This is a genomic window from Aestuariivirga sp. (assembly GCF_020252395.1).
GTDB lineage: Bacteria > Pseudomonadota > Alphaproteobacteria > Rhizobiales > Aestuariivirgaceae > Aestuariivirga.
In genome coordinates this window covers 24,711-37,219 of record NZ_JADCDB010000007.1, presented here as the reverse complement: position 1 = coordinate 37,219, position 12,509 = coordinate 24,711, and the positions used below count along the sequence as shown (strand labels likewise).

8 protein-coding genes are annotated in these 12,509 nt (G+C 66.5%); 7 read left to right on the top strand and 1 reads right to left on the bottom strand.

All coding sequences use genetic code 11. The features are described from left to right. Nucleotides 1-5 precede the first annotated feature (5 nt). From ftsA to IOC82_RS05185, 7 genes are all read left to right on the top strand, one after another. The gene (gene ftsA, locus IOC82_RS05215) at nt 6-1,331 is read left to right on the top strand and encodes a cell division protein FtsA (protein WP_290545123.1); all 1,326 of its coding nucleotides are present in this window, start codon (nt 6-8) and stop codon (nt 1,329-1,331) included. A 57-nt stretch (nt 1,332-1,388) separates the two neighbouring features. Further along, nucleotides 1,389-2,705, top strand: coding sequence for a hemolysin family protein (locus tag IOC82_RS05210; RefSeq protein ID WP_290545122.1), 1,317 nt, complete (start codon nt 1,389-1,391; stop codon nt 2,703-2,705). Between the two features lie 138 nt (nt 2,706-2,843). Then, nucleotides 2,844-4,442 carry a cell division protein FtsZ gene (gene ftsZ, locus IOC82_RS05205; protein WP_290545121.1) on the top strand — a complete coding sequence of 533 codons (1,599 nt, stop codon included), beginning with the start codon at nt 2,844-2,846 and terminating at the stop codon, nt 4,440-4,442. Nucleotides 4,443-4,511: 69 nt separating this feature from the next. After that, complete coding sequence (locus tag IOC82_RS05200) at nt 4,512-5,474, top strand: outer membrane protein assembly factor BamD (RefSeq protein WP_290545120.1); 963 nt, start codon at nt 4,512-4,514, stop codon at nt 5,472-5,474. A 44-nt stretch (nt 5,475-5,518) separates the two neighbouring features. Beyond that, the gene (gene recN, locus IOC82_RS05195) at nt 5,519-7,189 is read left to right on the top strand and encodes a DNA repair protein RecN (protein WP_290545119.1); all 1,671 of its coding nucleotides are present in this window, start codon (nt 5,519-5,521) and stop codon (nt 7,187-7,189) included. Nucleotides 7,190-7,192: 3 nt separating this feature from the next. After that, complete coding sequence (gene ligA, locus IOC82_RS05190; RefSeq protein WP_290545118.1) at nt 7,193-9,301, top strand: NAD-dependent DNA ligase LigA; 2,109 nt, start codon at nt 7,193-7,195, stop codon at nt 9,299-9,301. Nucleotides 9,302-9,451: 150 nt separating this feature from the next. Beyond that, the gene (locus tag IOC82_RS05185; RefSeq protein WP_290545117.1) at nt 9,452-10,486 is read left to right on the top strand and encodes a hypothetical protein; all 1,035 of its coding nucleotides are present in this window, start codon (nt 9,452-9,454) and stop codon (nt 10,484-10,486) included. A gap of 10 nt (nt 10,487-10,496) precedes the next feature. On the opposite strand, the gene IOC82_RS05180 is transcribed toward IOC82_RS05185, so the two are convergent. Beyond that, a complete protein-coding gene (locus IOC82_RS05180; RefSeq protein ID WP_290545116.1) occupies nt 10,497-12,281 on the bottom strand; it encodes an aminopeptidase P family protein in 1,785 nt (594 codons plus the stop codon). Nucleotides 12,282-12,509 lie beyond the last annotated feature (228 nt).

Genomic DNA, 12,509 nt, shown 5'->3' with positions numbered 1-12,509 from the left:
CGTAGATGACGGTCGTTCAGTTTCAGGGCAAGAGCGCGGCAAAGGGCGCGGTGGCGCCGAAGGGTGGCCTTGTCGCAGCGCTCGACATCGGTTCGACCAAGATCGGCTGCCTCATCGCGGAGGCCGTTCCCGCCAAGCACCGTACATCGGAGTCGGACGACAGGCACACCCTCAAGGTTCTCGGCACCGGCTATCAGCTTTCCCGCGGCATCCGTGGCGGCGCCATCGTGAACTTGGACGAGGCCGAGCGCGCCATCCGCCTCACGGTGGATGCCGCCGAGCGCATGGCCCAGCGCACCATCAGCGAGATCTATGTGAATGTCTCGGGCGGGCGCCCGCAGTCGCAGCGCTATATCGGTTCTGTGCCGACACAGGGCGGACAGGTGATGCAACGCGACAAGAACCGCGCGCTCGACGCGGCCCTCGACCAGGTCGACCCCGGCCGCCGCTCCATCATGCACATCACGCCGCTGCAATATCACCTTGACGACGCCAGCGGCATCAAGGAGCCGGTTGGCTTGTTCGGCGACAATCTGGCGCTGGACCTCAGCGTCGTCACCGTCGAGGCGCCGCATCTCAAGAACCTCATCATGGCGGTGGAGCGGGCGCATCTCTCCGTCGCCGGCTTCGTGATGGCGCCCTATGCGGCGGCCCGCGCCGTGCTGGCCGAAGACGAGAAGGCGCTCGGCGTCACCGTCATCGACATGGGTGGCTCCACCACCTCCTTCGCGGTGTTCCACGACAACCACCTGGTCATGGCGGACGTGCTGCCAATCGGGGGCCAGCACATCACCAACGACATCGCGCGCGGTCTTTCCACCACCATCGCGCATGCCGAGCGCATGAAGACGCTTTGGGGATCGGCGCTCTGCAGCAGTGTCGACGAGCGCGAGATGATCTCGGTGCCGCTGCTCGGCGAGCGCGGTGTGGACACGGTGCAGCAGGTGCCGAAGTCGATGCTGACCGCCATCATCCGCCCGCGGCTCGAAGAGACCTTCGAGATGCTGAGGAACCGCTTGGACGGATCGGGTCATGCCCATTTTGGCGGCTGCCGCATGGTGATCACCGGCGGCGCCAGCCAGCTCAACGGCGTGCAGGAGGTGGCCCGCCAGTGGACCGGCCGCCAGGTGCGCCTTGGCGTTCCCGCCCACGTAAAAGGCATGCCGGAAACTGCGCATGCGCCTGCTTTCGCGGTCTGTGCGGGACTGCTCAACTATGCGCTGAAGCCGGACGAGCACTATGAGCTTCCCAGGCACAAGGTGAAGCAGGTGGAGCGCGCCCAGCAGAATTACGTCACCCGCGTCAGCCGCTGGATCGCCGAGAGCTTCTGACTCCAGGACAGCCCGGATTTGCTCCGTGGGCTCTGAGGCCCTATATGCGTGGCCTCCATGTTCGCGCTTGAAATCCTGCTGGTCCTCGCCCTCGTGGCGCTGAATGGTCTTCTCGCCATGTCGGAGCTGGCTATCGTCTCCTCCCGCACCGGGCGCCTCAAATCGATGAGCGACAGGGGGGTGAAGGGCGCGCGTGCCGCCCTGCAGCTGGCGGAGAATCCGGGCCGTTTCCTCTCCACCGTGCAGGTCGGTATCAGCCTCGTCGGTATTCTCGCCGGCGCATTCTCGGGCGCTACACTGGGCGACAGGCTGGCAGGCGTGCTGGAAGGATACGGGGTGCCGCATAATTATGCTGGGCCGATCGGCTTCACCCTGGTTGTTACGATTATCACATATATATCTGTTATAATTGGAGAATTGGTGCCGAAACAGCTGGCGCTGCAGCACCCGGAGGCGATTGCCTGCCGGGTGGCCTATCCGATGGATCTGCTGTCGCGTATTGCTGGGCCCTTCGTCTGGCTGCTCGACGGTTCGGGCCGGGCGCTGATCCGCCTTCTACGCCTCAAGGAATCGAGCGAGGCGGGTGTGACAGACGAGGAGATCAAGTCGCTCATCGCCGAGGCCGAATCTGCTGGCGTCATCGAGAGCGGTGAGCGTGACATGATCGCGGGCGTCATGCGGCTGGGCGACCGCCCGGTGCGGGCGCTGATGACGCCTATGACCGACATCGACATGATCGGCATCGACGACGGGCCAAGTGACCTCAAGAAGAAGATCGTGGCAACCCCGCATTCGCGCATCCCCGTCCATGGCGAGGATGCCGACGAAGTGATCGGCATCGTCGTCATCAAGGACGTGGTGGACGCGCTGCTCGAGCGGCGCAAGCTGGAAATCGGCAAACTGGTGCAAAAGGCGCCGGTGATCCCGGAATCGATGCCTGCTCTTGAGGCGATGGAGCTGTTCCGCGGCTCGTCCATCCATGTGGCCTTCGTGCAGGACGAGTATGGCCGCACGCTCGGACTCGTCACCGCCGCCGACCTGCTCAGCGCCATCGCCGGCAGCCTGGAGCCGGCAGACGAGGGCGGGGACCGCGCCTTCCAGCGCGACGACGGGTCGTGGCTGCTGCCGGGCGACATGGCAGTGGACGAGATGGCGGAGCTGATCGGCTTCGCCCTGCCGCCCAAGCGGCGCTATGAGACGGTGGCTGGCCTTGTCATCGACGCGTTCAAGCATCTGCCGTCGCTTGGGCAGGCGGTAAAGCTGGGGAGCTGGCGATTCGAGGTTGTGGACCTCGATGGCCGCAGGGTCGACAAGGTTCTGGCAAGCCGCGCGGCCGAGACCCATCGCCCGGCGCGCAGGACGACATCAGCCTGAACCGGGCGTTACCCCGGCGGCCCATTACTGGCCATAGGATAAGGCAAGAAGGGGCAATGGTTAGCGCGCATTAACCATTTGTTATGGATTTGGTAAGAAATAGGTAAGAGGGCAAATCATTTCCGGGCGCCACGCAACATGACCATCAACCTCACCGTTCCGAATCTCTCCGATCTCAAGCCCCGCATTGCCGTTTTCGGCGTCGGAGGCGCCGGCGGCAATGCCGTCAACAACATGATCGAGAGCCGGCTGGAGGGGGTCGAGTTCGTCGTCGCCAACACCGATGCGCAGGCCCTCATGCAGAACGCCGCGCAACGCCGCATCCAAATGGGCACGGCCCTGACCCAGGGGCTGGGCGCCGGCTCCCAGCCGCAAATCGGCGCCGCCGCCGCCGAGGAAGCGCTGCCCGAAATCCTCGACCATCTCGCGGGCGCCCACATGGCTTTCATCACCGCCGGCATGGGCGGCGGCACCGGAACGGGCGCAGCCCCCGTCATCGCCCGGGCTGCGAAGGAGCAGGGCATCCTCACCGTCGGCGTCGTCACCAAACCGTTCCAGTTCGAGGGCGTGCGCCGCCAGCAGACGGCCGAGCGCGGCATCGAACAGCTGGCCAAACACGTCGATACGCTGATCGTCATCCCCAACCAGAACCTGTTCCGCGTCGCCAACGAGAAGACCACTTTCGCCGCGGCCTTCGCCATGGCCGACCAGGTGCTCTATTCCGGCGTCGCCTCGATCACCGAGCTGATGACCAAGGAAGGACTGATCAACCTCGACTTCGCCGACGTCCGCGCCATCATGAGCGAGATGGGCCGCGCCATGATGGGCACCGGCGAAGCGTCGGGCGACAAGCGCGCCATCGAGGCGGCCGAGGCCGCCATCTCCAACCCGCTTCTCGACGATGTGTCGATGCGCGGCGCCCGCGGCCTGCTGATCTCCATCACCGGCGGCCCGGACCTGACCCTTTATGAAGTGGACGAAGCCGCCACCCGCATCCGCGAGGAAGTGGACCCGGAGGCCAACATCATCCTCGGCGCCACCTTCGACGAATCGCTGGAGGGCATCATGCGCGTGTCGGTGGTCGCCACCGGGCTTGCCGCCGAAGCTCTGAAGGGTGGCAAGTCTGCTCCCGCCGAGGAAGAGACCGAGAAGCCCTCCGTCTTCGGCTGGACCGGCAAGCAGGCTGCGCCGTTGAAGAAACCGCTGGCGCCCGCCGTTGCCGCCCCCACGCCGGTTGCCGCCGCGCCGGTCATCCCCGTGGCCCCTCGCGTCGCTGCGCCTGCGCCGCAGGCGGCAGCTGCCCCTGCGCCGCTCGCTGCCCATGCCCGCACTGGGGAAGAGCCCGACTCGACGCTGCCGCTTTCCGCTGCCGCCATTCCGGAGCGTTCGCCCGCGCCCGCAGCCCGCGTGCGCATGCCTGCCATCGAGGATTTTCCGCCGCAGGTGAAAAAGCAGATCGAGGCCCAGCAGACCCGCATCGAAACCATCGCCGCCCAGGCCGAGAAGAAGAAGCCCGGCCTGTTTCAGCGCCTTGCCTCGGTGGGGCTTGGCCGCAAGGACGATCCGCCGCCGGCGCCCGCTCCGCGCGAGCCCTCGATTGCCTTGCAGCCCGCGCCGCAGCGCCCGGCGATGCAGCCGCGCGCTCACGCGCCGGTCCCCCATGCGCATCACAATGAACAGCACCTTGACGATGACCAGCTGGAAATTCCGGCCTTCCTGCGCCGACAGGCCAACTGACTGAACTAGCAGGGGAATAGGTCAAACCCGGCGGGTCACACTTCCGCCGGTTTTGGCGCATTAAACGCTTTGCATGCTGGCGTCGGGCGCGCCGCGGTCAAGGTGTGGCGGGTGCAGGTGGGGTTTTCGGTGAAGGTGACGGGACGGATTTCGCAGGGGGTTGCGGCGGCACTGATTGGCGTCTTGTTGTCCGGCTGTGCCACGAGCCTGATGGACGGGCTCTGGGGTGACGACAGCGCCTCCTCCTCCGCCACTGCCTCCTCCGCTGCCGCGGTTGCACCCGACATGGCCGCCGCCCAGGAGACGGCCACCGTCGCCAAGCTCTACAATGCGGCGCTCGCCGACCTGAACGGCGGGTCGCTGAAATCGGCGCTGAAGCAGTTCGGCGAGGTGGAGCGGCAATATCCCTATTCGAGCTATGCCACCCAGGCCATACTGATGCAGGCCTATATCGCCTACAAGCTGGCCAAGTGGGACGACGCGGTGAACGCCGCTAACCGCTACATCACGCTGCATCCGGGCGGAAAGGATGTGGGCTATGCTTATTACCTCGTCGCCGTCTGCAATTATGACCAGATCGGAAACACCAAGCTCGACCAGTCCTCGACCAAGAAAGCGCTCGAGGCCCTGCAGGAAGTGGCGCAACGCTTCCCCGGCACCCCCTATGCAGCGGATGCCACGCGGAAGGTGCTGGTGGCGCGCGACCACCTCGCCGGCAAGGAAATGGAGGTCGGCCGCTATTACTACCGGCAGGGCGCTTACCTCGCCGGCATCAACCGCTTCAAGACAGTGGTCACCGACTACCGCAACACCAGCCAGACGCCGGAGGCGCTCTACCGCCTGACGGAAGGCTATATGGCGCTGGGCGTCGTGTCTGAGGCCCAGACGGCGGCCGCGGTCCTCGGCACCAATTACCCCCAGTCGCAGTGGTACAGAGACGCCTATACGCTGGTTTCGAACGACGGCGTGATGCCGGAGGCCAGCAAGGAATCCTGGATATCCAAGGCCTTCGACGCGGTCAACCCGCTGTAATTCGGCTGTCGCGCCGGCATGCGACTCCGCTATATATCCGGGCCATGCTGACTGCTCTCTCCATTCGCGACATCGTCCTAATCGAGAAGCTCGACATCGCTCTCGAGAAGGGGCTGACGGTGCTCACCGGCGAGACCGGTGCGGGCAAGTCAATTCTGCTCGATGCGCTGGGCCTGGCGCTGGGGGCGCGCGGCGACTCCTCGCTGGTGCGGGCCGGTGCGGAGCGTGGCGTGGTGACAGCGGCCTTCGCCCTGCCGCGCAGCCACCCGGCCTTCGCGATCCTGAAGGAGCAGGGGGTAGATGCCGAGGGCGAACTCGTCATCCGCCGCATCCAGAACGCCGATGGCCCGAGCCGTGCCGCCATCAACGACCAGCCGGTCAGCCTCAATCTGCTGCGCCAGATCGCCGGCGCCTTGGCCGAGATTCACGGCCAGCATGCCGACCGCGCGCTCGTCGACGTCACCGTGCACCGCCGCCTGCTCGATGCCTTCGGCGGGCACGACGCCGAAGTGAGCGATGTGGCCGCCCTGTGGGCGCGCTCATCCGCCGCCGAGGAGGCGCTGAACGAACACCGCGCGCTGATGGACCGTGCCGAAGCCGAGCGCGACTATCTTGAACATGCCGCGGACGAACTGCGCGCCCTCAACCCGATCCCCGGCGAGGAGGCACTGCTCGCCGAGGCCCGCCAGATGATGATGTCGGCCGAGCAATATGCCGAAGCCCTGACCGATGCCGGGGAGGCGCTGGCGGGGGACGGCACATCGGTGGCGCGGCTCAACGCGGCGCTGCGCAAGCTCGAACGCCGCCGCGAGACGGCCGGCGGCCGGCTCGACCATGTGTGCCAGGCGCTGGACCGTGTGCTGGCGGAAGTGTCGGAAGCCGAACGCGCCATCGCGGAGGCGCAGCGCGCCTTCGTCTTCGATCCGAAGGAGCTGGAGAAATCCGAGGAGCGGCTCTTCGCGCTGCGGGCTGCGGCACGAAAGTTCAAATGCACGGTCGACACGCTGGCCGATGTGCGCGAGCGCTTCGACAACGAGCTCAAGGCGCTGAGCGATGGTGGCGGGCGGCTCCGGAAGCTCGAGCGGGACTTCAAGGCGGCGCGCGAGGCCTATGATGCCGCGGCGGAGAAGCTCTCCAACAAGCGCCGCAAGACGGCGAAGTCGCTCGACAAGGCGGTGATGGATGAATTGCCGCCACTGAAGCTCGAGCGCGCCCGATTCGAGACCGCCCTCGACACCGACGCCGGCAGGCCGGGGTCCACCGGCATCGACCGTGTCGAGTTCATGGTCTCCGCGAATCCGGGCACGCCGCTTGCGCCGCTGATGAAGGTGGCCTCGGGTGGCGAGCTTGCGCGCTTCATGCTGGCCTTGAAGGTGATCCTCGCCTCCAAGGGCTCCGCCCCCACGCTGATCTTCGACGAGATCGACACGGGTGTGGGCGGCGCCGTGGCCGATGCCATCGGCGCCAGGCTGGCGCGGCTTGCCTCGAACCTGCAGGTTCTCGCCGTCACGCACAGCCCGCAGGTGGCGGCGCGCGCCTCGCAGCACATGCTGATTTCGAAAATGGAGGAAGTGGCCTCCAGGCGCATGGTGACGCGCGTGCAGCCGCTCTCCGGCCAGAGCCGCCGCGAAGAGGTGGCCCGCATGCTGTCGGGCGCCAGGGTGACGGACGCCGCGCGCGCCCAGGCCGACGAGCTGCTGGGGGGCAGGGGATAGAACATGGCCAGCAAGACTCCCGCACCCGTCGGGGATCTGACGCTCCTTGAGGCCTCCGCCGAATTGGCCGCACTTGCCGCGGAGATCGCGATGCACGACCGCGCCTATCACGAGCATGACGCGCCGCTGATCTCGGATGCCGAGTACGATGCCCTGCGCCAGAGGAACGAGGCCATCGAGGCGCGCTACCCTGAATTGATCCGTGACGACTCGCCGTCGCGCCGCGTGGGTGCCGGACCGGCCGAGAAGTTCGGCAAGGTGCGGCACGCAGTGCCGATGCTGTCGCTCGCCAACGGCTTCTCGGAGGAGGATGCGCGCGACTTCGTGGGCCGCATCCGCCGCTTCCTCGATCTGCCCGAGGATGAAGAGGTGGCGGTCACCGCCGAGCCGAAGATCGACGGCCTCTCCATCTCGTTGCGCTACGAGAACCGCAAGCTGGTGCAGGCAGCGACGCGCGGCGATGGCTATGAGGGCGAAAACGTCACCGCCAATGTGATGACCATCCACGACGTGCCGAAGCGGCTGCATGGTTTGGCTCCCGGGCTGATCGAGGTCCGCGGCGAAATCTACATGAGCCACGAGGATTTCGCCGCGCTGAACGCCAAGCAGGACGCGGCGGGCGGGAAGGTCTTCGCCAACCCGCGCAATGCCGCGGCGGGCTCGCTGCGCCAGCTTGATGCCTCTATCACCGCGTCGCGTCCGCTGAAATTCCTCGCCTATGCCTGGGGCGAGGCGCCGGAGCTGCCGGCCAAGACGCAGATGGGCGTGATCGAGGCCTTCGCGTCATGGGGCCTGCCGACCAATCCGCTAACCAAGCTCTGTCATTCGGTCGAGGAGCTGCTGGCGCAATATCGCCTCATCGAGTCCGAGCGCGCCGAGCTTGGCTATGACATCGACGGCGTCGTCTACAAGGTGAACCGGCTGGACTGGCAGCAGCGGCTGGGCTTCGTCTCCCGCAGTCCGCGCTGGGGCCTTGCCCACAAATTTTCCGCGGAGAAGGCGGCGACGGTGCTGGAGAAGATCGACATCCAGGTGGGCCGCACCGGTGCGCTCACCCCCGTTGCGCGGCTGAAGCCCGTCACCGTCGGCGGCGTCGTCGTCACCAACGCGACGCTCCACAACGAGGATGAGATCGCGCGCAAGGACATCCGCGAGGGCGACACGGTGATCGTGCAGCGCGCCGGCGACGTGATCCCGCAGATCCTGGGCTTCGTGGCGGAGAAGCGGCCGGCAGAGTCCACGCCTTATCTTTTCCCGCGGGAATGCCCCGTTTGCCACTCCCATGCGGTGCGCGAGGAGCGGACCTCGGGCAAGGTGGATGCGGTGCGCCGCTGCACCGGCGGGCTCATCTGCGCGGCACAGCGGGTGGAGCGGCTGAAGCACTTCGCCTCGCGCAATGCCTTCGACATCGAGGGGCTGGGCGACAAGATCATCGCGGAGTTCTATGCCGATGGCCTCATCGCCTGGCCGCATGACGTGTTCACGCTGGAAGAACGCGACAAGAATGAGCTGAAGCGGCTGAAGAACCGCGAGGGCTGGGGCGAGGCAAGCGTGAAAAAACTCTTTGCCGCCATCGACGAGCGCCGGACGATCGCGCTCGACCGCTTCATCTTCGCGCTCGGCATCCGTCATGTGGGCGAGACCACGGCGCGAGCGCTGGCCCGCGCCTATGGCACGGCCGATCATTTCCGCGCGCAGATGATCGAGGCGGGCGCAATGGAAGGCGAGGCCTGGGACGAGCTCAACACCATCGAGGGCATCGGCGAGATCGTCGCCGAGGCCGTCGTGCAGTTCTTCGGCGAGCCTCATAACCGCGATGTGGTGGACGGGCTGCTGAGGCACGTCACCGTCACCGCGCTCGAAGCACGCAGCACCACCTCGCCCGTCGCCGGCAAGACTGTGGTCTTCACCGGCGCGCTGGAGCGCATGACGCGCGAGGAGGCCAAGGCCATGGCGGAACGGCTTGGCGCCAAAGTCTCGGGCAGCGTGTCGAAGAAGACCGATCTCCTCGTCGCCGGGCCCGGCGCCGGTTCCAAACTGAAGGATGCCGGAAAACACGGCGTCGAGGTAATCGACGAGGCCACCTGGTTCGAACGGGTGGGTGGCTTGTGAGTTCGGCGCGGCGTTTTCGCCCGGCGGCGTTGCCGCGGGCGATCGATACTGTTGAAGAGCCATGGATTTATTCAATTGATCGGTCCATTCCACATGGGCGATGCAGGACGAGGTTGCTGGCAGCGTCAGCCCTGAAGAAAAGGCGGCAGAATGTCCTTAGGCAGAATCAAGGTCTTCCTCGGCTCCAAGGAAGCCCGCAAGAAGCCCCTGCGGTTGATCGGGGAGTCGGCACAGCGTCTGGGCTTCGACTGCGAAATGGTGACCGGGCTCCACTATTCGGACTGCGACGTCGCCGTGATCTGGGGGCTCATCAAGAAAGACAAGCCAACGTGGGGCGAAGCTGCAATCCGGCGTCATGAGTTGCGCCGCGCCATTCTTGAGCGCCACCAGGGTCAAACGGTGGTGATCGAGGCGCCGGCCATCGGGCGGCGCGTGCGCGCGCCCGGCAGCAAGCCCTGGATCCTGCACAAGCTGTTCCCCGCTTCAGCACCCTGGACCCGCCTGCTGCTGCCCGAACGGTTTTATAAGAACGATCCGTTCCACCACTACCGCGTGGGCCTTGGCGGGTTCGGCGATGACGGCGGGCTGGCGCTCGCCGGACACGCCCCGCCACGCTGGCAGGCGCTGAGTTCGCAGCTGGGCATTCCGCCCGTCAAGCCCTGGCGCCGCGATGGCCGCCACATCCTGGTCGTCGGCCAGGTTCCGGGCGATGCCTCGCTGCGCGGGATCGACATTCATGATTGGATCCTGCGCAGCTGCACGGAGCTGCGCGGCCTGACCGGCAGGCCCATCGTGGTGCGGCTCCATCCGCTGGCGCGCGGCGCCGGCATGGCGGAGCTTCCAGGCCGTCTCGCGCCACTCGGCGTCACCCTTGCCGACGTGAACCGCCCCATGGCGGAAAGTCTGGAGGATGCCTGGGCGGTGGTGACCTATTCCTCCGGCGCCGCCATCGATGCGCTGCTCGCAGGCGTTCCTGCCATCGCCACCTCTCCCGCCAGCTTCGCCTGGGAGGTGACCGACCACGCCCTGGCAAGCGCGGTGTCCCCCACGCTTCATGATCGCGAGCCCTGGCTCGAAAGGCTCGCCGCGGCCCATTGGTCGGAGGAGGAGCTGGAGAGCGGCGCCGTCTGGACCGCCTTATCCGGGGCGATCGAGTCCAGCCGGCAGCGCCGGGCCGCGCAGTAAGCGCCGAACGTCAGCCCAACGGCGCGCAGGACTTCCTGAGCCACACAAGTTCCTCGCCAGCGAGGAAATCGCCCACCTCTTTCAGCACCCGCGCGTGATAGGCGTCGAGCCATTGACGTTCGACTTCCGAGAGCAGCCCCACGTCGATGAGCCGCCGGTCGATGGGGGCGAGCGTCAGCGTCTCGAAGCCGAGCATGGGGCGCTCGCCGCCGGCGACGGGCTTTGCCTCATGCACCATCACGAGGTTTTCGATCCGGATGCCGTAGCCGCCCTGCTTGTAGAAGCCGGGCTCGTTCGACAGGATCATGCCGGGCTCCAGCGGTGTCCGGTCCGATTTGTTGATGCGCGCCGGGCCCTCATGCACCGAGAGATAGGCGCCAACACCGTGGCCCGTGCCGTGGTCGAAATCGAGCCCGGCACTCCACAGATGCTGGCGCGCCAGAATGTCGATCTGCGAGCCCGTCGTGCCTTTCGGGAAGCGGATCATGGAGAGGCCAACCATGCCCTTCAGCACGCGGGTGAAGCGGTCCTTCATCTCGGCCGTGGGCGTGCCCACGATCACCGTGCGGGTGATGTCGGTAGTGCCGTCGATGTATTGCGCGCCGGAGTCGATGAGGAAGATTTCGTCGCGGCCGAGCTTGCGGTTCGACTCTTCCGTCGCGTGGTAGTGCGGGATCGCCGCATGCGGACCCGAGGCCGGAATGGTCTCGAAGGAGAGGTCCTTCAATTCGCCTGTTCCGGCGCGGAAGGCCGCGAGCTTCGCGGCGACATCGAGCTCGGTGAGGCCGCCATTCGGCGCTTCCTTGTCGAGCCAGCACAGGAAGCGGCTTACCGCGACACCGTCACGCTTCTGCGCGGCGCGCGCGCCTTCCTGCTCGGTCACATTTTTGCGCGCCTTGGGCAGCGACACGGGATCGGCGCCCGTCGCCACAGTCGCCTTCGCCTTCTCCAGAAGTGCGCGGATGCGTTCGGGCGTCCAGGCGGGGTCGATCAGCACGCGCGCCCTGGCCTTGCCGAGCGCCTTCAGCGCCGCGCCGATCTCGCTTGGCTCATGCGTGGTGGCGGTTGATTTCAGATGCTGCCTTACGTCCTCGGGGAGCTTCGCCTTGGCGATGAAGAGCTGCGCCTTGCCCTTGGCGGGCAGGATCGCGTAGGCCGCCACCACCGGCGAGTGCGGCACGTCGAAGCCGCGCAGGTTGAACAGCCAGGCGACCGAATCCGGTTGCGTCAGCACCACCGCATCGACCTTGTCCAAGCCCTTGCGCAGGTCCTTGATCTTCTCCGCCGCGGTGCGTCCGGCGAATTGCGTGGGCTGGGTGGCGAGGGCCGCCGTGGGGCGGGGCGGCTGGTCCGCCCACACGGCATCGATGGGGTTCGATTCCACCGGCACGAAGCTCGCCCCCACCGCAGCGCAGGCCTCGGCGAGGCGCGTGGCCTGCTCGGCGGTGACCAGCCACGGGTCGAAGCCCAGCTTGTCGCCCTTCTTCAGGTTCTTGCCGATCCATTGCGAGGGCGGCTCCTCCATCAAATGGAAGGGCGCGAAAATCTTCTCGTCCACCTGCTGGCGCACCTGGATCACGTAGCGCCCGTCGACGAAGATCGCCGCCTTCTTCAGTGTCACGATGGCGATCCCCGCGCTGCCGCGGAAATTGGTGAGCCAGCGCAGCCGCTCGGCATGGGCGGGCACGTATTCACCCTGGAATTCATCGGCGCGGGGCACGAAGAAGCCGGTGAGCTTGCGCCTTTTCACTTCGGCACGGAGCAGGGCGAGCCGGGTCTTGTGTGTCTCAGTCATGGGCAAGACTTAACAAGAGCCTCGCGTAGCGTCTACATCCTGAGACCGATCCGCCCCTCCACCTTCGGGGCCACCGTCTTCTGCGCGCCGGCAATCCCGCAGCGGAAACACCAGTAATTGATCTTGCAACACCGAATGAACTGCGACATATATTCCTCATCGGAAACCGGGCCGGACGATTGGCCGCTTCGCCCCCCGTCGGGCCGCGCACGCAAGACCCTTCCAATT